This window comes from Streptococcus oralis (assembly GCF_026782085.1).
Taxonomy (GTDB): domain Bacteria; phylum Bacillota; class Bacilli; order Lactobacillales; family Streptococcaceae; genus Streptococcus; species Streptococcus oralis_DA.
The window spans coordinates 1,106,205-1,130,180 of record NZ_JAKUVW010000004.1 but is presented as its reverse complement, the minus strand read 5'-3'; the positions used below and the strand labels follow the sequence as shown (position 1 = coordinate 1,130,180).

The following is a 23,976-nucleotide window of genomic DNA, read 5'->3' as shown; positions in this document are numbered from 1 at the left end:
ATAGATAAGTAAAGGAGAAAACCATGCTTAATCTAGAAGATGATGATTTTATCAGAGAGTATAGAAATAGTCGATTCCACCGTTTTCGTGAAATCGAACGCTTTGCGATTTTGGATAAGAAATTCAGCAAATATCAATCCCAAGCTGACATTCCTGTAAGATTTTGATATACTAAAACAGATAAACTTAGAGGAGAAATTGAATGAACGTATACAGGAAAATAGATGAGAAACAAGAAGAATCTCATTACCAAGACTGGTCAGTGCCAGAGAAACGAGAAGGAGCTCCGATTCCCTTTTTTAGTATCATGCTTTGGAGTTTAGTGGCCACAGCCATTTCGGTTGCCCTGCCTTTTATTTTTGGCTTAGTCAGTCCGCAACAAACTCAAGATCTTTATACCGGTTGGGCCTTGCATCAAAATGGTCAAATGTATACAGATTATTTTGGGACGGAGGGATTGCTCTATTATGTGCTAACCTACCTTTTTCAAGGCAGTGTTTTGATTGCTTTGGTTGAGTGGTTTGCCTTGTTTGGAGCAGGTGTTTTTCTTTTCAAAGCTGCGGATACTCTTGTCGGCCAAGAAAAGGAAGCGGAGCGAGTTGTCTTTATTTTATACTTGCTTGTAGCAGGCCTCGCTTTTGGTGGCGGTTATGCTCTCTTGCTAGCCTTGCCTTTCCTATTTTATTCACTTAGCATTGTTACGAACTATCTAGCTTATCCAAACGATGACAAAGGATTTTTACGTGTTGGTATGAGCCTTGCACTTGCTTTCTTCCTTGCGCCAATCCCAACCGCCTTGTTTGCGGCTGTACTGGCCTTGGGGATTATCGGCTTTAATCTAGGCAAAGGTCACTTTGTTCATGGCCTATATCAGTTCTTTGCGTCAGCCCTAGGATTTTCACTCTTATTCTATCCTTTAGGCTACTATACAGTGTGGACAGGTAGTTTTGGAGATGCCATTAGCCAGACCTTGTATCCGGTAAATACTCTTAGCCTCTTTTCAAATTCGCATTTGCTTGAAAATGCAGCCTTCTATGGCTTGCTTGCTATTGGATTAGGTTCCCTTGGCTTGCTCTTTGCAGGCTTGTTCCAGTCAAAACCAGCCAAGCAATATGCCCTCTCAATTGCTGCTAGCTTGGGAGTGTTGGTTTCTTTGGGAATCTTGATTCTCTCCAAAGAACCTATCAACGGTACTCGTCTTGTGGTGCTAATTCCTTTCTTGGTCTTGCTCCTTCTGACAGGAATCAAGGAAGATGTTTCAGATGGAGGGAGTCGTCGTAGAAGAAGACGTGAGAAACAAACTTCTTTCCTTAAAAGAAATTTCTATCTACCACTGATTGCCCTTGCCTATCTCATTGTTCTTCCTATTGTGAGTCGTTACCTTTCTCACCCAACGACTTATCAGGAGAGAGAACGTCTTGCTAGCGTGGTCAAACAACAAACGAGTTCTGAGGATCGTGTCTATGCTTGGGATGATCGTCCTGATTTCTACCGTGCAAGTGAACGCTTGGCGCCGACTTCTCTATCAACTCCAACACTCTATACTGCAAGCGATGAAAATAAAACCAAACTGATGAATGACCTGAAAGAGAATCAACCGAAGATGATTGTGGTCAATCAAAAAGTTGCCTTGTGGTCAGATGTAGAGAGCTGGCTCAGTGAAAACTATGAGCTTGTTCAGACAGATACTAGCGAGTTCAAACTTTATAAATCAAAATAACAAAAAATCAATATCTTGTGGAATTTTAAAAATTTTAGGATTTTTAACACAAGATATTGATTTTTATTTTTAGAGTGGTATAATACTGAATATAAACAATTCAACAATATTTTAGAAAAGAGCATGGATATGATTGTATTAGAAGAAAAGCTTGCAACCGTTCCCACCTTGTTCGTTGAAAAACGAGATGGTAGACGTGTGGTGTTTGATGTAGACAAGATTGACAAGGCTCTCCACAAGGCGGCGGAAAAGGTTATGGACGTTACGCCTCTAGTAGAAAAACGCCTAAATGGTCTAGTTGAAAGAATCGTGGCTGAAATTCACAGCCGCTTCCCTCAAGGTGTCAAGATTTACGAAATTCAAAATGTCGTAGAACATGAACTCCTTGAAGCCAAAGAGTATGCGCTGGCTGAGGAGTATATCACTTATCGGACACAAAGGGATTTTGAGCGATCAAAAGCGACAGATATCAACTTTAGTATCCATAAACTTCTCAATAAAGATCAGGCAGTTGTCAATGAAAATGCCAATAAAGACAGTGATGTCTTTAATACCCAGCGTGATTTGACAGCAGGGATTGTTGGGAAATCAATCGGGCTGCAAATGCTTCCTAAGCACGTAGCCAATGCTCATCAAAAAGGGGATATCCACTATCATGACTTGGACTACAGCCCCTACACTCCGATGACCAACTGCTGTTTGATTGATTTTAAAGGCATGCTGGAAAATGGTTTTAAGATTGGAAATGCAGAGGTAGAGAGTCCCAAGTCTATCCAGACTGCGACCGCTCAGATTTCACAAATCATCGCCAACGTTGCTTCTAGCCAGTACGGGGGCTGTTCAGCTGACCGTATCGATGAAGTCTTGGCGCCTTATGCGGAGAAGAATTATCAAAAACACCTCAAGGATGCAGAAGAGTGGGTCTTGCCTGAAAAACGGGAAGATTACGCTTGGAAGAAAACCCAAAAGGACATCTACGATGCTATGCAATCTCTTGAGTATGAAATCAACACTCTCTTCACTTCAAATGGACAAACACCTTTTACTTCGCTCGGTTTTGGTTTAGGAACTAGTCGTTTTGAGCGGGAAATTCAAAAAGCTATCTTAAACATCCGAATCAAGGGACTTGGTTCAGAACACCGTACAGCTATCTTCCCTAAACTCATCTTTACGCTAAAAAGAGGACTCAACTTAGAGGAAGGTTCACCTAACTACGATATCAAACAGTTGGCTCTTGAGTGTGCAACCAAGCGGATGTACCCAGATGTCTTGTTCTATGATAAGATTATCGAGCTGACAGGCTCCTTCAAGGTTCCTATGGGATGCCGTTCTTTCCTCCAAGGATGGAAGGATGAGAATGGTGTTGAGGTCAATTCAGGTCGTATGAATCTAGGAGTTGTGACAGTCAATCTGCCTCGTATCGCCCTCGAGTCTGAAGGTGACATGAACAAGTTCTGGGAAATCTTCAACGAGCGAATGAACATCGCGGAGGATGCTCTAGTTTATCGTGTCGAACGAACCAAGGAAGCGACGCCAGCAAATGCCCCTATCCTTTATCAGTATGGAGCCTTCGGTCGCCGTCTCGGAAAAGACGAGAGCGTTGATCAGCTCTTTAAGAATCGCCGTGCGACAGTTTCGCTGGGCTACATTGGTTTGTACGAGGTAGCGACAGTCTTCTTTGGAAATAGCTGGGAAAACAATCCAGAAGCCAAGGAATTCACGCTGGATATCATTCGCGATATGAAACGTCGTGTGGAAGAGTGGTCTGACCAATATGGTTACCATTTCTCTATCTACTCCACACCGTCTGAAAGTTTGACAGATCGCTTCTGTCGCTTGGATACAGAGAAGTTCGGTTCTATTCCTGATATCACGGACAAGGAATACTACACCAACTCTTTCCACTATGATGTTCGTAAAAATCCAACACCGTTTGAAAAATTAGACTTTGAGAAAGTTTATCCAGAAGCAGGTGCATCAGGTGGTTTCATCCATTATTGTGAGTATCCAGTTCTTCAACAAAATCCTAAAGCCCTGGAAGCTGTCTGGGACTATGCCTATGACCGTGTCGGCTATCTAGGGACCAATACTCCGATTGATCGCTGTTACAAGTGTGATTTTGAAGGGGATTTTGAACCGACTGAGAGAGGTTTTGCTTGTCCCAACTGTGGCAATAGCGACCCTAAAACAGTAGATGTTGTCAAACGAACTTGTGGCTATCTGGGGAATCCTCAAGCGCGTCCAATGGTTAATGGTCGTCACAAGGAAATCGCTGCGCGTGTCAAACATATGAACGGTTCAACTATTAAAACAGCCGGACATGAAGTAACAAATTAGAAGGAAATGGAATGGGGAAATACCAATTAGACGATAAGGGACGCGCACAAGTGACCCGTTATCACGAGAAACACTCGAAAGGTGGAACGGGTAAAAAAGAACGCTTGCTCAACCTCAAAGAACAATTTTTAAACAAGAACAAGAAAAAATAAAAGTGAGAGTCCGCTCTCGCTTTTCTCTTAGCGGGAGGTAAGGATGGAATTACGTAGACCAAGATTAGCAGATAAAGAAACAGTTTTAGAGATGATGGCAGAGTTTGAACAGACTCAATCAGCCCATGATGGCGGATTTTGGGATGCTGAGAATTTTGTTTATGAAGAGTGGCTAGAAGAAAATCTTCAAGCGGAAGCGGGACTCAATATTCCTGAAAACTGGGTTCCTGCTATCCAGCTGGTTAGTTTTGACGTAGCAGGCCAGGCTCTTGGCTTTCTCAACCTTCGTCTCCGATTAAATGACTACTTACTAGAAAATGGGGGCCATATCGGCTATTCCATCCGCCCCTCTGAAAGAGGCAAAGGTTATGCCAAAGAAGCCCTCAGACAAGGCCTGCAAGTTGCCAAGGAAAAGAACATCAAAAAAGCACTTGTGACCTGTAGTACGGAAAATCCTGCTAGTAGGGCGGTGATTGTGGCAAATGGTGGGGTGTTTGAGGATGTTCGCAATGGTGTAGAACGTTACTGGATAGATTTGGAGTAAAAGGATGACATGGAATACACCAAAACCAGGTGAATGGAAAAGTGAGGAGCTTAGTAAAGGGCGAATCATTGATTACAAGGCTTTTAATTTTGTCGATGGAGAAGGTGTGCGAAACTCTCTCTATGTATCAGGTTGCATGTTTCACTGCGAGGGATGCTATAATGTTGCGACTTGGTCTTTCAACGCAGGCATTCCCTATACGGCAGAATTAGAAGAACAAATCATGGAAGACCTTGCCCAACCCTATGTTCAAGGTTTGACCTTGCTAGGAGGAGAACCCTTTCTTAATACGGGCATTCTCTTGCCTCTCGTTAAGCGCATTCGAAAGGAATTACCAGAAAAAGACATCTGGTCCTGGACGGGTTATACTTGGGAAGAAATGATGCTGGAGACTCCAGATAAACTGGAACTCTTATCATTGATTGACATCCTTGTCGATGGACGGTATGATAAAAGCAAACGCAATCTTATGCTCCAGTTTCGAGGTTCGTCCAATCAACGGATTATCGATGTGCAAAAATCCCTCAAAAGTGGGCAAGTGGTGATTTGGGACAAGCTTAATGACGGAAAAGAAAGCTATGAACAGGTGAAGAGAGAATGAAGAAAAAAGACCTGATAGAACAACTGGTTTCAGAGATCGAAACGGGAAGAATTAGGACGCTAGTGATCTACGGTCATGGGGCTTCGGGCAAGTCAACCTTCGCTCAGGAATTACATCAAGCTCTAGATTCTACTACAGTAAATTTACTAGAAACAGATCCTTATATCACCTCAGAACGTCACCTGGTAGTACCAAAGCAAGCGCCAGATCAAAAGGTGACGGCTTGTCTGCCAGTGGCGCATGAACTAGCAAGTTTACAGAGAGATATTCTCGCCTTGCAGGCAGGCATGGACATCTTGACGATTGATGAACCTTGGAAGGCTAGCGAGGTCTTGTCTGGAGGAAAGCCAATTCTTATTGTTGAAGGGATGTCCGTGGGTTTTCTTCCCAAGGAACTCTTTGACAAAACCATCTGTTTCTACACGGATGAGGAGACCGAATTAAAGAGGCGCTTAGCTCGAGATACGACTATGAGAAATCGCGATGCATCTTTTGTATTAGCTAGCCATCAGATGAGACGGGAGCAGTATCTGCGATACTATAGAGAAACCGAGTCTAAAGCGGACATTTTAGTAGATCAATCAGAAGATACATTCAAGGTCAAAATGGCACATATTATATAGAAGAAAAGGTAGTTTTTTATAGATGTAAATCCGTAATTTTGGAAAGATAAAAAGAGAAAACAGTTTCATCTTAAAAAAAACGGAAAAAGCTCACAAATCCCTTGCAATCGCAGGGGCTTTGTGTTATTCTACCGTGGTGCTGTAAATCACATCTTTAGCTGTGATGCAAGAGGTTGTGACCACGATTGGATACACTGCCACACAACGCGCGTCGATTTCCTATTTTTGCTTTGAGTTTGAATCCCTTTATGTCTTAGACTTGAGCACAAAAAATGTTCGTTAAAAACTTTCCAGACTATATCAATAAGAATTGGAAGGATGGTCTTGGTTGAAGCCTGCATTGTTTTTCAGCTCTGGTTGAGACCGGTAAATTGAACGTTTTGTTTGTTATAGGCACCGTTTTTTCTGGGAAAAGGGAGTTGATAGTGAATGGTGTGATATATCCTATACGCAAAGAATGCTATTTCATTTTGTTGCGTGAATTAGCCTCTTGGTAGCTAGAAAGTTTAGAGCTGAGGTTGATTGCTAGTCAGTCACCTTAGAAGTGAAAGTAAAAGGAGCGAAGGAATGTTTTTAAAAATAATCAGTAGTATCTCTACAAATAATTTCCAAGATCCAAACATGATTGAAAAAATTAGCCATCTATGGCAGGAGCACCAGAAAGAAGTAGAGGAGGCATTTGCCCAAGGGCTTCCGATTTATGCAGTCTATCATGATTATGTCAGCGACTACAAGGGGGATTACAGCTTGTCGCTCTGTAGTCTATCCGATAAAGAAGACTGGGATTTTGACACTTCAGAACAAACCTACCAAGTATTTGAGGTGGATACAAGTGATTCAAAAGGGTTTCTCCATACCTGGCAACAAATCTGGCAGGCAGAAGAAGCAAGAGAACTGCAACGTCAGTATAGTATTGATTTTGAAAAATATGATCCAGATCAGACAGTATCTATCTTTATCGCCACCCCCAAAAATGGGTAAATTGTCAAACTATGTTTTATTTACGAAAGAGGATCAGAACATACTCTAGTAACTTAGGTTAGTAAAAAAACGAAAAAAAGCTTACAAATCCCTTGCAATCGCAGGGGCTTTGTGTTATTCTATTATGGTGCTGTAAATTACAGCCTTAGCTTTGATGCAAGAGGTTGCGACACGCTCGGTTGCATTGCCACGCAACGCGCGTCGGTTTTCTTGTGGAGCTAGCCTATTATCTTAAATAGACGAAAAGGAGAAAAAGATGGCAAACAAAAAAATCCGTATCCGTTTGAAAGCTTACGAACACCGTACGCTTGACACAGCGGCTGCAAAAATCGTAGAATCAGCTACTCGTACAGGTGCACAAGTTGCGGGTCCAATCCCACTTCCAACTGAGCGTAGCCTCTACACAATCATTCGTGCGACTCACAAATACAAAGACTCTCGCGAACAATTTGAAATGCGTACACACAAACGTTTGATCGATATCGTTAACCCAACTCAAAAAACAGTTGATGCCTTGATGAAATTGGATCTTCCAAGTGGTGTAAACGTAGAAATCAAACTTTAATCTAAAGCTTGATACCTTGAGCATAAAAAACGCTCGTTAAAAACTTTTTGAATAAAAAATATAGAAAAGGAACTATTTTCTCATGACAAAAGGAATCTTAGGGAAAAAAGTGGGAATGACTCAAATCTTCACTGAAGCTGGCGAATTGATCCCTGTAACAGTTATTGAAGCAACTCCAAACGTTGTTCTTCAAGTTAAAACTGTTGAAACAGACGGATACAACGCTATCCAAGTTGGTTTCGATGACAAACGCGAAGTATTGAGCAACAAACCTGCTAAAGGACATGTAGCGAAAGCTAACACGGCTCCTAAGCGCTTCATTCGTGAATTCAAAAACGTTGAAGGCTTGGAAGTTGGTGCTGAAATCACAGTTGAAACATTCGCAGCTGGAGACGTTGTTGACGTAACTGGTACTTCTAAAGGTAAAGGTTTCCAAGGTGTTATCAAACGCCACGGACAATCACGTGGACCAATGGCTCACGGTTCTCGTTACCACCGTCGTCCAGGTTCTATGGGACCTGTTGCACCTAACCGCGTATTCAAAGGTAAAAACCTTGCAGGACGTATGGGTGGCGACCGCGTAACAATTCAAAACCTTGAAGTGGTACAAGTTGTTCCAGAAAAGAACGTTATCCTTATCAAAGGTAACGTACCAGGTGCTAAGAAATCTCTTATCACTATCAAATCAGCAGTTAAAGCTGGTAAATAATAAAGAAAGGGGAAATCAGTCACAATGGCAAACGTAACATTATTTGACCAAACTGGTAAAGAAGCTGGCCAAGTTGTTCTTAACGATGCAGTATTTGGTATTGAACCAAATGAATCAGTTGTGTTTGATGTGATCATCAGCCAACGCGCAAGCCTTCGTCAAGGAACACACGCTGTTAAAAACCGCTCTGCAGTATCAGGTGGTGGACGCAAACCATGGCGTCAAAAAGGAACTGGACGTGCTCGTCAAGGTTCTATCCGCTCACCACAATGGCGTGGTGGTGGTGTTGTCTTCGGACCAACTCCACGTTCATACGGCTACAAACTTCCACAAAAAGTTCGTCGCCTAGCTCTTAAATCAGTTTACTCTGAAAAAGTTGCTGAAAACAAATTCGTAGCTGTAGACGCTCTTTCATTTACAGCTCCAAAAACTGCTGAATTTGCAAAAGTTCTTGCAGCATTGAGCATCGATTCTAAAGTTCTTGTTATCCTTGAAGAAGGAAATGAATTCGCAGCTCTTTCAGCTCGTAACCTTCCAAACGTGAAAGTTGCAACTGCTACAACTGCAAGTGTTCTTGACATCGCAAATAGCGACAAACTTCTTGTCACACAAGCAGCTATCTCTAAAATCGAGGAGGTTCTTGCATAATGAATTTGTATGATGTTATCAAAAAACCTGTTATCACTGAAAGCTCAATGGCTCAACTTGAAGCAGGAAAATATGTATTTGAAGTTGACACTCGTGCACACAAACTTTTGATCAAGCAAGCTGTTGAAGCTGCTTTCGAAGGTGTTAAAGTTGCCAACGTTAACACAATCAACGTAAAACCAAAAGCGAAACGTGTTGGACGTTACACTGGTTTTACTAACAAAACTAAAAAAGCTATCATCACACTTACAGCTGATTCAAAAGCAATCGAGTTGTTTGCTGCTGAAGCTGAATAATCTAAGGAGGAAATATCGTGGGAATTCGTGTTTATAAACCAACAACAAACGGTCGCCGTAATATGACTTCTTTGGATTTCGCTGAAATCACAACAAGCACTCCTGAAAAATCATTGCTTGTTGCTTTGAAGAGCAAGGCTGGTCGTAACAACAACGGTCGTATCACTGTTCGTCACCAAGGTGGTGGACACAAACGTTTCTACCGTTTGGTTGACTTCAAACGTAACAAAGACAACGTTGAAGCAGTTGTTAAAACTATCGAGTACGATCCAAACCGTTCTGCAAACATCGCTCTTGTACACTACACTGACGGTGTGAAAGCATACATCATCGCTCCAAAAGGTCTTGAAGTTGGTCAACGTATCGTTTCAGGTCCTGAAGCAGATATCAAAGTCGGAAATGCTCTTCCACTTGCTAACATCCCAGTTGGTACTTTGATCCACAACATCGAATTGAAACCAGGTCGTGGTGGAGAATTGGTACGTGCTGCTGGTGCTTCTGCTCAAGTATTGGGTCAAGAAGGTAAATACGTTCTTGTTCGTCTTCAATCTGGCGAAGTTCGTATGATTCTTGGAACTTGTCGTGCTACAGTTGGTGTTGTCGGAAACGAACAACATGGACTTGTAAACCTTGGTAAAGCAGGACGTAGCCGTTGGAAAGGTATCCGCCCAACAGTTCGTGGTTCTGTAATGAACCCTAACGATCACCCACACGGTGGTGGTGAAGGTAAAGCACCAGTTGGTCGTAAAGCGCCATCTACTCCATGGGGCAAACCTGCTCTTGGTCTTAAAACTCGTAACAAGAAAGCGAAATCTGACAAACTTATCGTTCGTCGTCGCAACGAGAAATAATAGTAAACTAGTCGCCTAAGCAACTAGGAAATCCGCCAGCTCGGTAGCGCTCCATGTGAGCGCAAGCCGCTGTGGTACAACATTTAAAGGAGAAAATATAAAAATGGGACGCAGTCTTAAAAAAGGACCTTTCGTCGATGAGCATTTGATGAAAAAAGTTGAAGCTCAAGCTAACGACGAAAAGAAAAAAGTTATCAAAACTTGGTCACGTCGTTCAACGATTTTCCCAAGTTTCATTGGTTACACTATTGCAGTTTATGACGGACGTAAACACGTACCTGTTTACATCCAAGAGGATATGGTAGGTCACAAACTTGGTGAATTTGCACCAACTCGTACTTACAAAGGTCACGCTGCAGACGACAAGAAAACACGTAGAAAATAAGGAGAACATAAATGGCAGAAATTACTTCAGCTAAAGCAATGGCTCGTACAGTACGTGTTTCACCTCGTAAATCACGTCTTGTTCTTGACAACATCCGTGGTAAAAGCGTAGCCGATGCTATTGCAATCTTGACATTCACACCAAACAAAGCTGCTGAAATCATCTTGAAAGTTTTGAACTCAGCTGTAGCTAACGCTGAAAACAACTTTGGTTTGGACAAAGCTAACTTGGTAGTATCTGAAGCATTCGCAAACGAAGGACCAACTATGAAACGTTTCCGTCCACGTGCGAAAGGTTCAGCTTCACCAATCAACAAACGTACAGCTCACATCACTATAGCTGTTGCAGAAAAATAAGGAGGTAACATCGTGGGTCAAAAAGTACATCCAATTGGTATGCGTGTCGGCATCATCCGTGATTGGGATGCCAAATGGTATGCTGAAAAAGAATACGCGGATTACCTTCATGAAGATCTTGCAATCCGTAAATTCGTTCAAAAAGAACTTGCTGACGCAGCAGTTTCAACTATCGAAATTGAACGCGCAGTAAACAAAGTTAACGTTTCACTTCACACTGCTAAACCAGGTATGGTTATCGGTAAAGGTGGTGCTAACGTTGATGCACTCCGTGCAAAACTTAACAAATTGACTGGAAAACAAGTACACATCAACATCATCGAAATCAAACAACCTGATTTGGATGCTCACCTTGTAGGTGAAGGAATTGCTCGTCAATTGGAGCAACGTGTCGCTTTCCGTCGTGCACAAAAACAAGCAATCCAACGTGCAATGCGTGCTGGAGCTAAAGGAATCAAAACTCAAGTATCAGGTCGTTTGAACGGTGCAGATATCGCCCGTGCTGAAGGATACTCTGAAGGAACTGTTCCACTTCACACACTTCGTGCAGATATCGATTACGCTTGGGAAGAAGCAGATACTACATACGGTAAACTTGGTGTTAAAGTATGGATCTACCGTGGTGAAGTTCTTCCAGCTCGTAAAAACACTAAAGGAGGTAAATAACCAATGTTAGTACCTAAACGTGTTAAACACCGTCGTGAATTCCGTGGAAAAATGCGCGGTGAAGCAAAAGGTGGAAAAGAAGTAGCATTCGGTGAATACGGTCTTCAAGCTACAACTAGCCACTGGATCACTAACCGCCAAATCGAAGCTGCTCGTATCGCCATGACTCGTTACATGAAACGTGGTGGTAAAGTTTGGATTAAAATCTTCCCACACAAATCATACACTGCTAAAGCTATCGGTGTGCGTATGGGATCTGGTAAAGGGGCACCTGAAGGTTGGGTAGCACCAGTTAAACGTGGTAAAGTGATGTTCGAAATCGCTGGTGTATCTGAAGAGATCGCTCGCGAAGCGCTTCGTCTTGCAAGCCACAAATTGCCAGTTAAATGTAAATTCGTAAAACGTGAAGCAGAATAAGGAGAAGGCATGAAACTTAATGAAGTAAAAGAATTTGTTAAAGAACTTCGTGGTCTTTCTCAAGAAGAACTCGCGAAGCGCGAAAACGAATTGAAAAAAGAATTGTTTGAACTTCGTTTCCAAGCTGCTACTGGTCAATTGGAACAAACAGCTCGCTTGAAGGAAGTTAAAAAACAAATCGCTCGTATCAAAACAGTTCAATCTGAAGCGAAATAATAGACTAGGGAAGGAGAAATTTCAATGGAACGCAATAATCGTAAAGTTCTTGTTGGACGTGTTGTATCTGACAAAATGGACAAGACAATCACAGTTGTAGTTGAAACAAAACGTAACCACCCAGTCTATGGTAAACGTATTAACTACTCTAAAAAATACAAAGCACATGATGAAAACAATGTTGCCAAAGAAGGCGATATCGTACGTATCATGGAAACTCGTCCGCTTTCAGCTACAAAACGTTTCCGTCTTGTAGAAGTTGTTGAAGAAGCGGTCATCATCTAATCAAACCTGAAAGGAGAAAACTGAAATGATTCAAACAGAAACTCGTTTGAAAGTCGCAGACAACAGCGGTGCGCGCGAAATCTTGACTATCAAAGTTCTTGGTGGTTCAGGACGTAAATTTGCAAACATCGGTGATGTTATTGTGGCATCTGTAAAACAAGCTACTCCTGGTGGTGCGGTTAAAAAAGGTGACGTTGTAAAAGCTGTTATCGTTCGTACTAAATCAGGTGCTCGTCGTGCTGATGGTTCATACATCAAATTTGACGAAAACGCAGCAGTTATCATCCGTGAAGATAAAACTCCTCGCGGAACACGTATCTTTGGCCCAGTTGCACGCGAATTGCGTGAAGGTGGCTTCATGAAGATCGTGTCACTTGCTCCAGAAGTACTTTAATTGATTGCTCAATGAAAATTAAAACAAGTCTAGGAAGTGAGACGAAAGCATAACTTAAGTTAGGTGAGTTGAAACTGACGAAGAATTGCTTTGATTTTCGCAGAGTAAAAACAAACAAACTAGTCCCCTAGCTTTGAGCTAGGGTGCCCTTATGGGCGTAAGAAAAATCAAGGAGAAACCTAATGTTTGTAAAAAAAGGCGACAAAGTTCGCGTAATCGCTGGTAAAGATAAGGGAACAGAAGCTGTTGTCCTTACTGCTCTTCCAAAAGTAAACAAAGTTATCGTTGAAGGTGTTAACATCGTTAAGAAACACCAACGTCCAACTAACGAGCTTCCTCAAGGTGGTATCATCGAGAAAGAAGCAGCTATTCACGTATCAAACGTTCAAGTATTGGACAAAAATGGTGTAGCTGGTCGTGTTGGTTACAAATTTGTAGACGGTAAAAAAGTTCGCTACAACAAAAAATCAGGCGAAGTGCTTGATTAATCACGAAGGAAAGGAGAAGTATAATGGCAAATCGTTTAAAAGAAAAATATCTTAATGAAGTAGTTCCTGCTTTGACAGAACAATTCAACTACTCATCAGTGATGGCTGTGCCTAAAGTAGATAAGATCGTTTTGAACATGGGTGTTGGTGAAGCTGTATCAAACGCTAAAAGTCTTGAAAAAGCTGCTGAAGAATTGGCACTTATCTCAGGTCAAAAACCACTTATCACTAAAGCTAAAAAATCAATCGCCGGCTTCCGTCTTCGTGAAGGTGTAGCGATCGGTGCAAAAGTTACCCTTCGTGGTGAACGTATGTACGAATTCTTGGACAAATTGGTTTCAGTTTCACTTCCACGTGTGCGTGACTTCCATGGTGTTCCAACAAAATCATTTGATGGCCGCGGAAACTACACACTTGGTGTGAAAGAACAATTGATCTTCCCAGAAATCAACTTTGATGACGTTGACAAAACTCGTGGTCTTGACATCGTTATCGTAACAACTGCTAACACTGACGAAGAGTCACGTGCATTGCTTACAGGCCTTGGAATGCCTTTTGCAAAATAATATAGGAGGTAAATCTAATGGCTAAAAAATCAATGATTGCTAAGAACAAACGTCCAGCGAAGTTCTCTACTCAAGCTTATACTCGTTGTGAAAAATGTGGTCGTCCACATTCAGTTTACCGCAAATTTAAACTTTGCCGTGTTTGCTTCCGTGAATTAGCTTACAAAGGACAAATTCCTGGTGTAACAAAAGCATCTTGGTAATTTAAGATATCAAGGGCATCAAAACTCCAAGTGAAAATAGGAAACTTGACGAAGAAACTGAAGTTTCTAGGAAAGTTTATCTTTTTCACACAGAGTTTAGCCCGGGTTCAGTTGGACTTGCCAATTTGAACACGAGCTACAGCTTTGGCAAAAAAGACCAATTTTCTTTGGAGCATCGCTCCTGCATCAAATTGCCTATTTTTGCTCTTGCTTTTACGCTCTTTGTATCATGTATTAACTAGCAAGTGCAACTTGCAAACTACTAGTAAGAGGAGAAAAACAAAATGGTTATGACTGACCCAATCGCAGACTTCCTAACTCGTATTCGTAACGCTAACCAAGCGAAACACGAAGTACTTGAAGTACCTGCATCAAACATCAAAAAAGGGATTGCTGAAATCCTTAAACGCGAAGGTTTTGTTAAGAACGTAGAAATCATCGAAGATGACAAACAAGGCATCATCCGTGTATTCCTTAAATACGGACCAAACGGTGAAAAAGTTATCACTAACTTGAAACGTGTTTCTAAACCAGGACTTCGTGTCTACAAAAAACGTGAAGATCTTCCAAAAGTTCTTAACGGACTTGGAATTGCTATCCTTTCAACTTCTGAAGGTTTGCTTACTGATAAAGAAGCTCGCCAAAAGAACGTTGGTGGTGAGGTTATCGCTTACGTTTGGTAAAATCAAGATACAAAGCTCGTAAAGAACAAAGCAAAATTAGGAAGTTGGAGAAGTTTGTTTACAAACAAGCCAACTTATCTATTTTGCACAGTTCTTAGAGCGTGTTCAATTTAGCTATTGAACTCAATAAGTATCTTTAACCCCGTGAAAACTGGCTATAATGGGCCTGACAATCTAACAGGAGAAAATAAACATGTCACGTATTGGTAATAAAGTTATCGTGTTGCCTGCTGGTGTTGAAATCACTAACAATGACAACGTTGTAACTGTAAAAGGACCTAAAGGAGAACTTACTCGTGAGTTCTCAAAAGATATTGAAATTCGTGTGGAAGGTACTGAAGTAACTCTTCACCGTCCAAACGATTCAAAAGAAATGAAAACAATCCACGGAACTACTCGTGCCCTTTTGAACAACATGGTTGTTGGTGTATCAGAAGGATTCAAGAAAGAACTTGAAATGCGTGGGGTTGGTTACCGTGCACAACTTCAAGGATCTAAACTTGTTTTGGCTGTTGGTAAATCTCATCCAGACGAAGTTGAAGCTCCAGAAGGAATTACTTTTGAACTTCCAAACCCAACAACAATCGTTGTTAGCGGAATTTCAAAAGAAGTAGTTGGTCAAACAGCTGCTTACGTACGTAGCCTTCGTTCACCAGAACCATATAAAGGTAAAGGTATCCGATACGTTGGTGAATTCGTTCGCCGTAAAGAAGGTAAAACAGGTAAATAATGTTGAGTGGTTGATTTTTAACCACCAACCTATTTTCCAACTTAGTGCATAGCACACGATTTAAAACTAAAGAGGTGAAAACTGTGATTTCTAAACCAGATAAAAACAAACTCCGCCAAAAACGCCACCGTCGCGTTCGCGGAAAACTCTCTGGAACTGCTGATCGCCCACGTTTGAACGTATTCCGTTCTAATACAGGCATCTACGCTCAAGTGATTGATGACGTAGCGGGTGTAACGCTCGCAAGTGCTTCAACTCTTGACAAAGAAGTTTCAAAAGGAACTAAAACTGAACAAGCCGTTACTGTCGGTAAACTCGTTGCAGAACGTGCAAACGCTAAAGGTATTTCAGAAGTGGTGTTCGACCGCGGTGGATATCTATATCACGGACGTGTGAAAGCTTTGGCTGATGCAGCTCGTGAAAACGGATTGAAATTCTAATAGGAGGACACTAGAAAATGGCATTTAAAGACAATGCAGTTGAATTAGAAGAACGCGTAGTTGCTGTCAACCGTGTTACAAAAGTTGTTAAAGGTGGACGTCGTCTTCGTTTCGCAGCTCTTGTTGTTGTTGGTGACCACAACGGTCGCGTAGGATTTGGTACTGGTAAAGCTCAAGAAGTTCCAGAAGCAATCCGCAAAGCAGTAGAAGATGCTAAGAAAAACTTGATTGAAGTTCCTATGGTTGGGACAACAATCCCACACGAAGTTCTTTCAGAATTCGGTGGAGCTAAAGTATTGTTGAAACCTGCTGTAGAAGGTTCTGGGGTTGCCGCTGGTGGTGCAGTTCGTGCCGTTGTGGAATTGGCAGGTGTGGCAGATATTACATCTAAATCACTTGGTTCTAACACTCCAATCAACATTGTTCGCGCAACTGTTGAAGGTTTGAAACAATTGAAACGCGCTGAAGAAGTTGCTGCCCTTCGTGGTATTTCAGTTTCTGATTTGGCATAAGAAAGGGGATAAAATGGCTCAAATTAAAATTACTTTGACTAAGTCTCCAATCGGACGCATTCCATCACAACGTAAAACTGTTGTAGCACTTGGACTTGGCAAATTGAACAGCTCTGTTATCAAAGAAGACAACGCTGCTATCCGTGGTATGATCACTGCAGTATCTCACTTGGTAACAGTTGAAGAAGTAAACTAATGAATTTTTAGGGGATGTGGCAATACTCATCCCCTAAAACTAGGTATAGTCATCTAAGATGACCATGTATAGGCGAGTTGATAAGGGAGACAACCTTTTCTCTCTTATCGGCGCTAGCATTTTACAAAAGAGGAGAAAATAATAATGAAACTTCATGAATTGAAACCTGCAGAAGGTTCTCGTAAAGTACGTAACCGTGTTGGTCGTGGTACTTCATCAGGTAACGGTAAAACATCTGGTCGCGGTCAAAAAGGTCAAAAAGCTCGTAGCGGTGGCGGAGTTCGCCTCGGTTTTGAAGGTGGACAAACTCCATTGTTCCGTCGTCTTCCAAAACGCGGATTCACTAATATCAACGCTAAAGAATACGCAATTGTAAACCTTGACCAATTGAACGTCTTTGAAGACGGTGCAGAAGTAACTCCAGTTGTACTTATCGAAGCAGGAATTGTGAAAGCTGAAAAATCAGGAGTTAAAATTCTTGGTAACGGTGAGTTGACTAAGAAATTGACTGTGAAAGCAGCTAAATTCTCTAAATCAGCTGAGGAAGCTATCACTGCTAAAGGTGGTTCTGTAGAAGTCATCTAAGAGAGGTGACCCATGTTTTTTAAATTACTAAAAGAAGCGCTCAAGGTTAAACAAGTTCGATCAAAAATTCTCTTTACGATTTTTATCATTCTTGTTTTCCGTATTGGGACAAGTATCACTGTTCCAGGTGTGAATGCGAAAAGTTTGGAAGCTCTCAGTGGTTTATCTTTCTTGAACATGCTTAGTCTTGTTTCAGGGAATGCCATGAAGAACTTCTCCGTTTTTGCACTCGGAGTAAGTCCGTATATCACTGCTTCCATCGTTGTTCAATTGCTACAAATGGATATTTTACCGAAGTTTGTAGAATGGGGCAAACAAGGGGAAGTTGGACGGAGAAAACTAAACCAGGCTACTCGTTATATTGCACTTGTACTTGCATTTGTTCAATCTATCGGGATCACAGCAGGATTTAACACTCTATCTGGAGCGAAATTATTAACGACAGCGTTAACTCCACAGGTTTTTGTTACCATTGGTATTATCCTTACAGCAGGTAGTATGATTGTAACGTGGCTCGGGGAACAAATTACAGATAAGGGATACGGAAACGGTGTTTCTATGATCATCTTTGCAGGTATTGTTGCTTCAATCCCTGAAATGATTAAAGGAATCTATGTTGACTACTTCGTCAATATTCCAAGTAGCCGTTTGACTTCATCTATTATCTTTGTCGTTATTTTGATTATCGCTGTCTTGTTGATTGTTTACTTTACAACCTTTGTTCAACAGGCAGAATATAAAATTCCAATCCAATATACAAAAGTTGCTCAAGGAGCCCCATCAAGCTCATACCTTCCATTGAAGGTGAACCCAGCGGGGGTTATCCCAGTTATCTTTGCAAGTTCCATTACAGCAGCACCTGCAGCCATTCTTCAATTTTTGAGTGCTACAGGTCATGATTGGGCTTGGGTACGTACAGCACAGGAAATGTTATCTACAACATCTCCGACAGGTGTTGCCATGTATGCCTTGTTGATCATTCTCTTTACATTCTTCTATACATTTGTACAGATCAATCCAGAGAAAGCAGCAGAAAACTTACAAAAGAGTGGAGCCTACATTCATGGTGTCCGTCCTGGTAAGGGTACTGAAGAGTTCATGTCGAAACTTCTTCGTCGCCTTGCGACTGTCGGATCGATCTTCCTAGGTGTGATTTCAATCTTGCCGATTGTGGCAAAAGATGTCTTTGGTCTTTCAGAAGCTGTTGCTTTTGGGGGAACTAGTCTTTTGATCATTATCTCAACAGGTATTGAAGGAATCAAACAGCTAGAAGGTTACCTATTGAAACGTAAGTATGTTGGTTTCATGGACAAAACAGAATAAAAGCAAAATTACTTTTGCTTAGAGAGTGGAGTATGAAGATCTATCTATCAGAGAGATTTTCGTCTCCCCTCTTCTATTTTGTTTTTAAATAGGGGTTGAAACAAATTTCTACTTCTATTTAAATACAAAATAAGGAGATCCTATCATGAATCTTTTGATTATGGGCTTACCTGGAGCAGGTAAGGGAACGCAAGCAGCTAAAATTGTGGAGCAATTCCACGTGGCACACATTTCAACTGGAGATATGTTCCGTGCTGCTATGGCAAATCAAACTGAAATGGGTGTACTTGCGAAGTCATATATTGCCAAAGGTGAGTTGGTTCCAGATGAAGTTACAAATGGAATTGTTAAAGAACGCCTTTCACAGGACGACATCAAGGAAACAGGTTTCTTGTTGGATGGTTACCCACGTACGATTGAACAAGCTCATGCCTTGGACAAAACATTGGCGGAACTCGGTATCGAACTAGAAGGTGTGATCAATATCGAAGTGAACCCAGATTGTCTCTTGGAACGTTTGAGTGGCCGTATCATCCACCGCGAAACAGGTGAAACCTTCCACAAAGTTTTCAACCCACCAGTTGATTATAAGGAAGAAGATTATTACCAACGTGAAGATGACAAACCCGAGACAGTTAAGCGTCGTTTGGATGTCAATATCGCACAAGGTGAACCAATCATTGCTCACTACCGTGCCAAAGGTTTGGTCCACGATATCGAAGGAAATCAAGATATCAATGATGTGTTCAAAGACATCGAAAAAGTATTGACAAATTTGAAATAAAGCGTTTTTCACACTTGCAAAAAATCGCTACAAATGTTATACTGAGATAGTCTGACTTATAATTGTTGTCTCTGTTTTCAGAGGCATCGAATCGAAATTTATGGAGGTGCTTTTGCGTGGCAAAAGACGATGTGATTGAAGTTGAAGGCAAAGTAGTTGATACAATGCCTAACGCAATGTTTACGGTTGAACTTGAAAATGGACATCAGATTTTAGCAACAGTTTCTGGTAAAATTCGTAAAAACTATATTCGTATTTTAGCGGGAGATCGTGTTACTGTCGAGATGAGTCCATATGACTTGACACGTGGACGTATCACTTACCGCTTTAAATAATCGAAAAACTTGGAGGGATAAGAAATGAAAGTAAGACCATCGGTCAAACCAATTTGCGAATACTGTAAAGTAATTCGTCGTAATGGTCGTGTTATGGTAATTTGCCCAGCAAATCCAAAACACAAACAACGTCAAGGATAAGATAGAAAGGAGAAAACATGGCTCGTATTGCTGGAGTTGACATTCCAAATGACAAACGCGTAGTAATCTCATTGACTTACGTTTATGGTATCGGACTTGCAACATCTAAGAAGATTTTGGCTGCTGCTGGAATCTCAGAAGATGTTCGTGTACGTGACCTTACATCAGATCAAGAAGATGCTATCCGTCGTGAAGTGGATGCAATCAAAGTTGAAGGTGACCTTCGTCGTGAAGTAAACTTGAACATCAAACGTTTGATGGAAATCGGTTCATACCGTGGTATTCGTCACCGTCGTGGACTTCCTGTCCGTGGACAAAACACTAAAAACAACGCTCGCACTCGTAAAGGTAAAGCTGTTGCGATTGCTGGTAAGAAAAAATAATATAGGAGGTAAAAGTCTTGGCTAAACCAACACGTAAACGTCGTGTGAAAAAGAATATCGAATCTGGTATTGCTCATATTCACGCTACATTTAATAACACTATTGTTATGATTACTGATGTGCATGGTAATGCAATTGCTTGGTCATCAGCTGGTGCTCTTGGTTTCAAAGGTTCTCGTAAATCTACACCATTCGCTGCTCAAATGGCTTCTGAAGCTGCTGCTAAATCTGCACAAGAACACGGTCTTAAATCAGTTGAAGTTACTGTAAAAGGTCCAGGTTCTGGTCGTGAGTCAGCTATTCGTGCGCTTGCTGCCGCTGGTCTTGAAGTAACAGCAATTCGTGATGTGACTCCAGTGCCACACAATGGTGCTCGTCCTCCAAAACGTCGCCGTGTATAATCATCGCATTACACTGCTTTTCGTTTAAGAGGGAGTAACTAAATGATTGAGTTTGAAAAACCAAATATAACAAAAATTGATGAAAATAAAGATTATGGCAAGTTTGTAATCGAACCACTTGAACGTGGCTACGGTACAACTCTTGGTAACTCTCTTCGTCGTGTACTACTAGCTTCTCTACCAGGAGCAGCAGTGACATCTATCAACATTGAAGGTGTCTTGCATGAGTTCGACACAGTTCCAGGTGTTCGTGAAGACGTGATGCAAATCATTCTGAACATTAAAGGGATTGCAGTGAAATCATACGTTGAAGACGAAAAAATCATTGAACTTGACGTTGAAGGTCCTGCTGAAATTACAGCTGGAGACATTTTGACTGACAGTGATATTGAAATTGTAAATCCAGATCATTATCTCTTTACAATCGGTGAAGGTTCTTCTCTAAAAGCGACAATGACTGTTAACAGTGGTCGTGGATATGTACCTGCTGATGAAAACAAAAAAGATAATGCACCAGTTGGAACACTTGCTGTAGATTCTATTTATACACCAGTTACAAAAGTCAACTATCAAGTAGAGCCTGCTCGTGTAGGTAGCAATGATGGATTTGACAAATTAACCCTTGAAATCTTGACTAATGGAACAATTATTCCAGAAGATGCTTTAGGGCTTTCAGCGCGTATCTTGACAGAACATCTTGATTTGTTTACAAATCTTACTGAGATTGCTAAGTCAACTGAAGTGATGAAAGAAGCTGATACTGAATCTGACGATCGTATTTTGGATCGTACGATTGAGGAACTGGACTTGTCTGTGCGTTCATACAACTGTTTGAAACGTGCCGGTATCAATACTGTGCATGATTTGACAGAAAAATCTGAAGCAGAGATGATGAAAGTACGAAATCTTGGACGCAAGAGTTTGGAAGAAGTGAAACTCAAACTCATTGACTTGGGTCTTGGATTAAAAGATAAATAAAGGAGGAATACATGGCTTACCGTAAACTAGGACGCACTAGCTCACAACGTAAAGCAATGCTTCGCGATTTGACAACTGACCTTTTGATCAACGAATCAATCGTGACAACTGAAGCTCGTGCTAAAGAAATCCGTAAAACTGTTGAAAAAATGATTACTCTAGGTAAACGTGGTGATTTGCATGCACGTCGTCAAGCAGCTGCTTTCGTACGTAATGAAATCGCATCTGAAAACTATGATGAAGCAACTGATAAGTACACTTCTACTACAGCACTTCAAAAATTGTTCTCAGAAATCGCACCTCGTTATGCTGAACGTAACGGTGGATACACTCGTATCCTTAAAACTGAACCACGTCGTGGTGATGCTGCGCCAATGGCGATCATCGAATTAGTATAAAATCATCAATTTTGTTGAGTGTTATGATGATGGAGTCTTGTGCTCTTAGTCTAGCTCTGGTCTACCGCTGGGACTTCGGTCCTAGCGGGAACACTCATCATCATTTGATAGGGTAGACGCTTGTTTACGAAATTGTTTTTTTCTTAAGAACAACTTCGTAAGCAGGCGTTTTTTAGTATTATCTATGGAAATATGCTATACTAGGAAAAAAGAAAATCAAAAACGTTCAGGTTTTCTAAAAATCGTAGAAATGGGGTATAAGAATGAAGGCTATTATTACAGTGGTTGGTAAGGACAAGGCTGGGATCGTTGCAGGCGTGTCTACTAAGATTGCAGAGTTGGGTTTGAATATTGACGATATTTCTCAGACGGTGTTGGATGAATACTTTACTATGATGGCGGTCGTTTCTAGTGACGAAAAACAGGATTTCACTTATCTGCGAAATGAGTTTGAAACTTTCGGTCAGACCTTGAATGTCAAAATCAATATTCAAAGTGCGGCGATTTTTGACGCTATGTATAATATCTAGGAGGTTATCATGGATATTAGACAAGTTACAGAAACCATTGCCATGATCGAGGAGCAGAACTTCGATATCAGAACCATCACCATGGGGATTTCCCTTTTGGACTGTATTGATCCAGATATCAATCGTGCTGCTGAAAAGATTTACCAAAAAATCACCACTAAAGCTGCAAATCTAGTGGCTGTAGGAGATGAAATTGCTGCAGAACTTGGGATTCCTATTGTTAATAAACGGGTATCGGTGACTCCGATTTCATTGATTGGTGCTGCGACTGATGCGACAGACTATGTTGTTTTGGCAAAGGCACTTGACAAGGCTGCCAAGGAGATTGGTGTTGACTTTATCGGTGGATTCTCTGCCTTGGTACAAAAAGGCTACCAAAAAGGAGATGAAATTCTCATCAATTCTATCCCGCGCGCTCTAGCTGAGACAGACAAGGTTTGTTCGTCTGTTAACATTGGCTCGACCAAGTCAGGTATCAACATGACTGCGGTCGCTGATATGGGACGTATCATCAAGGAAACAGTTGCGATGTCAGATATGGGTGCGGCCAAGTTGGTCGTATTTGCTAATGCTGTTGAGGACAATCCTTTTATGGCAGGGGCCTTTCATGGTGTTGGCGAAGCAGATGTTATCATCAATGTCGGGGTTTCGGGTCCTGGTGTGGTCAAGCGTGCCTTGGAAAAGGTTCGTGGAGAGAGCTTTGATGTAGTAGCGGAAACAGTCAAGAAAACAGCATTCAAGATTACTCGTATCGGTCAGCTGGTTGGACAAATGGCGAGTGAACGCCTTGGTGTTGACTTTGGAATTGTCGACCTAAGCTTGGCACCTACTCCTGCAGTTGGTGATTCTGTGGCTCGTGTCCTTGAGGAAATGGGCTTAGAAACAGTTGGTACGCATGGGACAACGGCTGCCCTCGCTCTTTTGAATGACCAAGTTAAGAAGGGCGGAGTGATGGCTTGTAACCAAGTCGGTGGCTTGTCAGGTGCTTTTATCCCCGTTTCTGAAGATGAGGGGATGATTGCTGCGGTGCAAGATGGCTCTCTGAATTTAGAGAAACTAGAGGCCATGACGGCTATCTGTTCAGTTGGACTGGATATGATTGCCATTCCGGAAGATACGCCTGCTGAAACCATTGCAGCTATGATTGCGGATGAGGCGGCAATCGGTGTTATTAACATGAAAACGACAGCTGTTCGTATTATTCCAAAGGGCAAAGAAGGCGATATGATTGAGTTTGGTGGCTTGCTAGGGACAGCTCCAGTGATGAAAGTCAACGGGGCTTCGTCTGTTGATTTCATCTCTCGCGGTGGGCAAATCCCAGCTCCAATCCATAGTTTTAAAAATTAATAAAAAAGCGAGAGGATTTAAGTTGAGTTTAAGGATGACTGTGTATACTATAATCATTAAATAAAGACCTCCTAACTTTATTTAATAGAAATCCTAAACTTTTTCATAATAATCTCCTAGGGAAGCTACCATGAGGGTAGCTTTTCTTTTGGATAATTTACAAATGTTGGCTTTGCTTTTGAAAGCCGAATATTTCTTTGATCCATG

At 41.5% G+C, this 23,976-nt stretch carries 39 protein-coding genes; all 39 read left to right on the top strand.

Annotation, left to right across the window (positions count from 1 at the left end; translation table 11 throughout):
- Positions 1–23 precede the first annotated feature (23 nt).
- Complete coding sequence (locus MK395_RS07605; RefSeq protein WP_000933182.1) at positions 24–167, top strand: hypothetical protein; 144 nt, start codon at positions 24–26, stop codon at positions 165–167.
- Between the two features lie 35 nt (positions 168–202).
- Positions 203–1,720, top strand: coding sequence for a damage-inducible protein CinA (locus MK395_RS07600; RefSeq protein ID WP_268711604.1), 1,518 nt, complete (start codon positions 203–205; stop codon positions 1,718–1,720).
- 129 nt (positions 1,721–1,849) lie between these two features.
- On the top strand, positions 1,850–4,057 hold the full coding sequence (gene nrdD / locus MK395_RS07595) for an anaerobic ribonucleoside-triphosphate reductase (protein ID WP_268711603.1): 2,208 nt from the start codon (positions 1,850–1,852) through the stop codon (positions 4,055–4,057).
- 11 nt (positions 4,058–4,068) lie between these two features.
- Positions 4,069–4,209 carry a hypothetical protein gene (locus MK395_RS07590; RefSeq protein WP_000521623.1) on the top strand — a complete coding sequence of 47 codons (141 nt, stop codon included), beginning with the start codon at positions 4,069–4,071 and terminating at the stop codon, positions 4,207–4,209.
- Between the two features lie 43 nt (positions 4,210–4,252).
- On the top strand, positions 4,253–4,753 hold the full coding sequence (locus tag MK395_RS07585; protein ID WP_095726302.1) for a GNAT family N-acetyltransferase: 501 nt from the start codon (positions 4,253–4,255) through the stop codon (positions 4,751–4,753).
- Between the two features lie 4 nt (positions 4,754–4,757).
- Positions 4,758–5,354: an anaerobic ribonucleoside-triphosphate reductase activating protein gene (gene nrdG, locus MK395_RS07580; RefSeq protein ID WP_049484733.1), complete on the top strand. Its 597-nt coding sequence runs from the start codon at positions 4,758–4,760 to the stop codon at positions 5,352–5,354.
- Positions 5,351–5,977 (top strand): uridine kinase family protein, encoded by a 627-nt coding sequence (locus MK395_RS07575; RefSeq protein ID WP_268711602.1) that lies wholly within the window; start codon positions 5,351–5,353, stop codon positions 5,975–5,977. The genes nrdG and MK395_RS07575 overlap by 4 nt, the downstream gene beginning before the upstream one ends.
- Before the next feature lie 567 nt (positions 5,978–6,544).
- A complete protein-coding gene (locus MK395_RS07570) occupies positions 6,545–6,958 on the top strand; it encodes an effector binding domain-containing protein (RefSeq protein WP_268711601.1) in 414 nt (137 codons plus the stop codon).
- A 256-nt stretch (positions 6,959–7,214) separates the two neighbouring features.
- Positions 7,215–7,523 (top strand): 30S ribosomal protein S10, encoded by a 309-nt coding sequence (gene rpsJ, locus MK395_RS07565; protein ID WP_001284513.1) that lies wholly within the window; start codon positions 7,215–7,217, stop codon positions 7,521–7,523.
- An 82-nt stretch (positions 7,524–7,605) separates the two neighbouring features.
- A complete protein-coding gene (gene rplC / locus MK395_RS07560; protein WP_000160197.1) occupies positions 7,606–8,232 on the top strand; it encodes a 50S ribosomal protein L3 in 627 nt (208 codons plus the stop codon).
- A 24-nt stretch (positions 8,233–8,256) separates the two neighbouring features.
- The gene (gene rplD / locus MK395_RS07555) at positions 8,257–8,880 is read left to right on the top strand and encodes a 50S ribosomal protein L4 (protein WP_000024537.1); all 624 of its coding nucleotides are present in this window, start codon (positions 8,257–8,259) and stop codon (positions 8,878–8,880) included.
- Entirely contained in the window at positions 8,880–9,176 is a 297-nt protein-coding gene (locus MK395_RS07550) for a 50S ribosomal protein L23 (protein WP_001055347.1), read from the top strand. The genes rplD and MK395_RS07550 overlap by 1 nt, the downstream gene beginning before the upstream one ends.
- Before the next feature lie 17 nt (positions 9,177–9,193).
- Positions 9,194–10,027 carry a 50S ribosomal protein L2 gene (gene rplB / locus MK395_RS07545; protein ID WP_000512910.1) on the top strand — a complete coding sequence of 278 codons (834 nt, stop codon included), beginning with the start codon at positions 9,194–9,196 and terminating at the stop codon, positions 10,025–10,027.
- Positions 10,028–10,130: 103 nt separating this feature from the next.
- Positions 10,131–10,412: a 30S ribosomal protein S19 gene (rpsS, locus tag MK395_RS07540; RefSeq protein ID WP_000533766.1), complete on the top strand. Its 282-nt coding sequence runs from the start codon at positions 10,131–10,133 to the stop codon at positions 10,410–10,412.
- A gap of 11 nt (positions 10,413–10,423) precedes the next feature.
- Positions 10,424–10,768, top strand: a complete 345-nt coding sequence (gene rplV / locus MK395_RS07535; RefSeq protein ID WP_268711600.1) for a 50S ribosomal protein L22 — start codon at positions 10,424–10,426, stop codon at positions 10,766–10,768.
- A gap of 12 nt (positions 10,769–10,780) precedes the next feature.
- Positions 10,781–11,434 (top strand): 30S ribosomal protein S3, encoded by a 654-nt coding sequence (gene rpsC, locus MK395_RS07530; protein WP_000529936.1) that lies wholly within the window; start codon positions 10,781–10,783, stop codon positions 11,432–11,434.
- A 3-nt stretch (positions 11,435–11,437) separates the two neighbouring features.
- Positions 11,438–11,851 (top strand): 50S ribosomal protein L16, encoded by a 414-nt coding sequence (gene rplP, locus MK395_RS07525; protein ID WP_000960946.1) that lies wholly within the window; start codon positions 11,438–11,440, stop codon positions 11,849–11,851.
- Positions 11,852–11,860: 9 nt separating this feature from the next.
- The gene (rpmC, locus tag MK395_RS07520) at positions 11,861–12,067 is read left to right on the top strand and encodes a 50S ribosomal protein L29 (RefSeq protein WP_000772918.1); all 207 of its coding nucleotides are present in this window, start codon (positions 11,861–11,863) and stop codon (positions 12,065–12,067) included.
- Between the two features lie 24 nt (positions 12,068–12,091).
- Positions 12,092–12,352 carry a 30S ribosomal protein S17 gene (rpsQ, locus tag MK395_RS07515; RefSeq protein WP_000440801.1) on the top strand — a complete coding sequence of 87 codons (261 nt, stop codon included), beginning with the start codon at positions 12,092–12,094 and terminating at the stop codon, positions 12,350–12,352.
- Positions 12,353–12,377: 25 nt separating this feature from the next.
- Positions 12,378–12,746: a 50S ribosomal protein L14 gene (rplN, locus tag MK395_RS07510; RefSeq protein WP_000616545.1), complete on the top strand. Its 369-nt coding sequence runs from the start codon at positions 12,378–12,380 to the stop codon at positions 12,744–12,746.
- 182 nt (positions 12,747–12,928) lie between these two features.
- Positions 12,929–13,234, top strand: a complete 306-nt coding sequence (gene rplX / locus MK395_RS07505) for a 50S ribosomal protein L24 (RefSeq protein WP_000497691.1) — start codon at positions 12,929–12,931, stop codon at positions 13,232–13,234.
- A gap of 23 nt (positions 13,235–13,257) precedes the next feature.
- Positions 13,258–13,800 carry a 50S ribosomal protein L5 gene (rplE, locus tag MK395_RS07500; protein ID WP_000013542.1) on the top strand — a complete coding sequence of 181 codons (543 nt, stop codon included), beginning with the start codon at positions 13,258–13,260 and terminating at the stop codon, positions 13,798–13,800.
- 17 nt (positions 13,801–13,817) lie between these two features.
- Positions 13,818–14,003, top strand: coding sequence for a type Z 30S ribosomal protein S14 (locus MK395_RS07495; protein ID WP_001085697.1), 186 nt, complete (start codon positions 13,818–13,820; stop codon positions 14,001–14,003).
- A 284-nt stretch (positions 14,004–14,287) separates the two neighbouring features.
- Positions 14,288–14,686: a 30S ribosomal protein S8 gene (gene rpsH, locus MK395_RS07490; protein ID WP_000245504.1), complete on the top strand. Its 399-nt coding sequence runs from the start codon at positions 14,288–14,290 to the stop codon at positions 14,684–14,686.
- Positions 14,687–14,879: 193 nt separating this feature from the next.
- Positions 14,880–15,416 (top strand): 50S ribosomal protein L6, encoded by a 537-nt coding sequence (gene rplF, locus MK395_RS07485; RefSeq protein WP_000086626.1) that lies wholly within the window; start codon positions 14,880–14,882, stop codon positions 15,414–15,416.
- 83 nt (positions 15,417–15,499) lie between these two features.
- The gene (rplR, locus tag MK395_RS07480; RefSeq protein ID WP_004244055.1) at positions 15,500–15,856 is read left to right on the top strand and encodes a 50S ribosomal protein L18; all 357 of its coding nucleotides are present in this window, start codon (positions 15,500–15,502) and stop codon (positions 15,854–15,856) included.
- A gap of 17 nt (positions 15,857–15,873) precedes the next feature.
- Positions 15,874–16,368 carry a 30S ribosomal protein S5 gene (gene rpsE / locus MK395_RS07475; protein WP_000874204.1) on the top strand — a complete coding sequence of 165 codons (495 nt, stop codon included), beginning with the start codon at positions 15,874–15,876 and terminating at the stop codon, positions 16,366–16,368.
- A gap of 13 nt (positions 16,369–16,381) precedes the next feature.
- Positions 16,382–16,564 (top strand): 50S ribosomal protein L30, encoded by a 183-nt coding sequence (gene rpmD, locus MK395_RS07470; protein ID WP_000057241.1) that lies wholly within the window; start codon positions 16,382–16,384, stop codon positions 16,562–16,564.
- 144 nt (positions 16,565–16,708) lie between these two features.
- Positions 16,709–17,149 carry a 50S ribosomal protein L15 gene (gene rplO / locus MK395_RS07465; RefSeq protein ID WP_000766089.1) on the top strand — a complete coding sequence of 147 codons (441 nt, stop codon included), beginning with the start codon at positions 16,709–16,711 and terminating at the stop codon, positions 17,147–17,149.
- 12 nt (positions 17,150–17,161) lie between these two features.
- Positions 17,162–18,472, top strand: a complete 1,311-nt coding sequence (secY, locus tag MK395_RS07460) for a preprotein translocase subunit SecY (RefSeq protein WP_000465385.1) — start codon at positions 17,162–17,164, stop codon at positions 18,470–18,472.
- A 145-nt stretch (positions 18,473–18,617) separates the two neighbouring features.
- Positions 18,618–19,256, top strand: coding sequence for an adenylate kinase (locus MK395_RS07455; RefSeq protein WP_049478936.1), 639 nt, complete (start codon positions 18,618–18,620; stop codon positions 19,254–19,256).
- A gap of 116 nt (positions 19,257–19,372) precedes the next feature.
- Positions 19,373–19,591 carry a translation initiation factor IF-1 gene (gene infA / locus MK395_RS07450; RefSeq protein WP_001029883.1) on the top strand — a complete coding sequence of 73 codons (219 nt, stop codon included), beginning with the start codon at positions 19,373–19,375 and terminating at the stop codon, positions 19,589–19,591.
- A gap of 24 nt (positions 19,592–19,615) precedes the next feature.
- Positions 19,616–19,732: a 50S ribosomal protein L36 gene (gene rpmJ, locus MK395_RS07445; RefSeq protein WP_001808836.1), complete on the top strand. Its 117-nt coding sequence runs from the start codon at positions 19,616–19,618 to the stop codon at positions 19,730–19,732.
- A gap of 17 nt (positions 19,733–19,749) precedes the next feature.
- Positions 19,750–20,115: a 30S ribosomal protein S13 gene (gene rpsM / locus MK395_RS07440; protein ID WP_000090781.1), complete on the top strand. Its 366-nt coding sequence runs from the start codon at positions 19,750–19,752 to the stop codon at positions 20,113–20,115.
- A gap of 17 nt (positions 20,116–20,132) precedes the next feature.
- On the top strand, positions 20,133–20,516 hold the full coding sequence (gene rpsK, locus MK395_RS07435; protein WP_001118385.1) for a 30S ribosomal protein S11: 384 nt from the start codon (positions 20,133–20,135) through the stop codon (positions 20,514–20,516).
- 42 nt (positions 20,517–20,558) lie between these two features.
- Positions 20,559–21,494, top strand: coding sequence for a DNA-directed RNA polymerase subunit alpha (locus tag MK395_RS07430; protein WP_000568993.1), 936 nt, complete (start codon positions 20,559–20,561; stop codon positions 21,492–21,494).
- Positions 21,495–21,505: 11 nt separating this feature from the next.
- Entirely contained in the window at positions 21,506–21,892 is a 387-nt protein-coding gene (gene rplQ / locus MK395_RS07425) for a 50S ribosomal protein L17 (RefSeq protein WP_000331493.1), read from the top strand.
- Positions 21,893–22,155: 263 nt separating this feature from the next.
- Complete coding sequence (locus tag MK395_RS07420) at positions 22,156–22,422, top strand: ACT domain-containing protein (protein WP_000644111.1); 267 nt, start codon at positions 22,156–22,158, stop codon at positions 22,420–22,422.
- Positions 22,423–22,431: 9 nt separating this feature from the next.
- Complete coding sequence (locus MK395_RS07415; RefSeq protein ID WP_268711599.1) at positions 22,432–23,769, top strand: PFL family protein; 1,338 nt, start codon at positions 22,432–22,434, stop codon at positions 23,767–23,769.
- The last annotated feature ends 207 nt before the right edge of the window (positions 23,770–23,976 follow it).

Coding starts and splice junctions, on each gene's coding strand:
- rpmC (WP_000772918.1), top strand. CDS start 11,861: ATGAAACTTAATGAAGTAAAAGAATTTGTTAAAGAACTTCGTGGTCTT.
- MK395_RS07590 (WP_000521623.1), top strand. CDS start 4,069: ATGGGGAAATACCAATTAGACGATAAGGGACGCGCACAAGTGACCCGT.
- MK395_RS07420 (WP_000644111.1), top strand. CDS start 22,156: ATGAAGGCTATTATTACAGTGGTTGGTAAGGACAAGGCTGGGATCGTT.
- rpsS (WP_000533766.1), top strand. CDS start 10,131: ATGGGACGCAGTCTTAAAAAAGGACCTTTCGTCGATGAGCATTTGATG.
- rplX (WP_000497691.1), top strand. CDS start 12,929: ATGTTTGTAAAAAAAGGCGACAAAGTTCGCGTAATCGCTGGTAAAGAT.
- MK395_RS07455 (WP_049478936.1), top strand. CDS start 18,618: ATGAATCTTTTGATTATGGGCTTACCTGGAGCAGGTAAGGGAACGCAA.
- MK395_RS07600 (WP_268711604.1), top strand. CDS start 203: ATGAACGTATACAGGAAAATAGATGAGAAACAAGAAGAATCTCATTAC.
- rplC (WP_000160197.1), top strand. CDS start 7,606: ATGACAAAAGGAATCTTAGGGAAAAAAGTGGGAATGACTCAAATCTTC.
- rpsH (WP_000245504.1), top strand. CDS start 14,288: ATGGTTATGACTGACCCAATCGCAGACTTCCTAACTCGTATTCGTAAC.
- MK395_RS07430 (WP_000568993.1), top strand. CDS start 20,559: ATGATTGAGTTTGAAAAACCAAATATAACAAAAATTGATGAAAATAAA.
- MK395_RS07550 (WP_001055347.1), top strand. CDS start 8,880: ATGAATTTGTATGATGTTATCAAAAAACCTGTTATCACTGAAAGCTCA.
- rplP (WP_000960946.1), top strand. CDS start 11,438: ATGTTAGTACCTAAACGTGTTAAACACCGTCGTGAATTCCGTGGAAAA.
- rplD (WP_000024537.1), top strand. CDS start 8,257: ATGGCAAACGTAACATTATTTGACCAAACTGGTAAAGAAGCTGGCCAA.
- nrdG (WP_049484733.1), top strand. CDS start 4,758: ATGACATGGAATACACCAAAACCAGGTGAATGGAAAAGTGAGGAGCTT.
- rpsQ (WP_000440801.1), top strand. CDS start 12,092: ATGGAACGCAATAATCGTAAAGTTCTTGTTGGACGTGTTGTATCTGAC.
- MK395_RS07415 (WP_268711599.1), top strand. CDS start 22,432: ATGGATATTAGACAAGTTACAGAAACCATTGCCATGATCGAGGAGCAG.
- rpsE (WP_000874204.1), top strand. CDS start 15,874: ATGGCATTTAAAGACAATGCAGTTGAATTAGAAGAACGCGTAGTTGCT.
- rplV (WP_268711600.1), top strand. CDS start 10,424: ATGGCAGAAATTACTTCAGCTAAAGCAATGGCTCGTACAGTACGTGTT.
- rpmJ (WP_001808836.1), top strand. CDS start 19,616: ATGAAAGTAAGACCATCGGTCAAACCAATTTGCGAATACTGTAAAGTA.
- MK395_RS07575 (WP_268711602.1), top strand. CDS start 5,351: ATGAAGAAAAAAGACCTGATAGAACAACTGGTTTCAGAGATCGAAACG.
- rpmD (WP_000057241.1), top strand. CDS start 16,382: ATGGCTCAAATTAAAATTACTTTGACTAAGTCTCCAATCGGACGCATT.
- rpsM (WP_000090781.1), top strand. CDS start 19,750: ATGGCTCGTATTGCTGGAGTTGACATTCCAAATGACAAACGCGTAGTA.
- rplF (WP_000086626.1), top strand. CDS start 14,880: ATGTCACGTATTGGTAATAAAGTTATCGTGTTGCCTGCTGGTGTTGAA.
- rplQ (WP_000331493.1), top strand. CDS start 21,506: ATGGCTTACCGTAAACTAGGACGCACTAGCTCACAACGTAAAGCAATG.
- rplE (WP_000013542.1), top strand. CDS start 13,258: ATGGCAAATCGTTTAAAAGAAAAATATCTTAATGAAGTAGTTCCTGCT.
- MK395_RS07570 (WP_268711601.1), top strand. CDS start 6,545: ATGTTTTTAAAAATAATCAGTAGTATCTCTACAAATAATTTCCAAGAT.
- rplN (WP_000616545.1), top strand. CDS start 12,378: ATGATTCAAACAGAAACTCGTTTGAAAGTCGCAGACAACAGCGGTGCG.
- MK395_RS07585 (WP_095726302.1), top strand. CDS start 4,253: ATGGAATTACGTAGACCAAGATTAGCAGATAAAGAAACAGTTTTAGAG.
- rpsJ (WP_001284513.1), top strand. CDS start 7,215: ATGGCAAACAAAAAAATCCGTATCCGTTTGAAAGCTTACGAACACCGT.
- nrdD (WP_268711603.1), top strand. CDS start 1,850: ATGATTGTATTAGAAGAAAAGCTTGCAACCGTTCCCACCTTGTTCGTT.
- secY (WP_000465385.1), top strand. CDS start 17,162: ATGTTTTTTAAATTACTAAAAGAAGCGCTCAAGGTTAAACAAGTTCGA.
- MK395_RS07605 (WP_000933182.1), top strand. CDS start 24: ATGCTTAATCTAGAAGATGATGATTTTATCAGAGAGTATAGAAATAGT.
- rplO (WP_000766089.1), top strand. CDS start 16,709: ATGAAACTTCATGAATTGAAACCTGCAGAAGGTTCTCGTAAAGTACGT.
- MK395_RS07495 (WP_001085697.1), top strand. CDS start 13,818: ATGGCTAAAAAATCAATGATTGCTAAGAACAAACGTCCAGCGAAGTTC.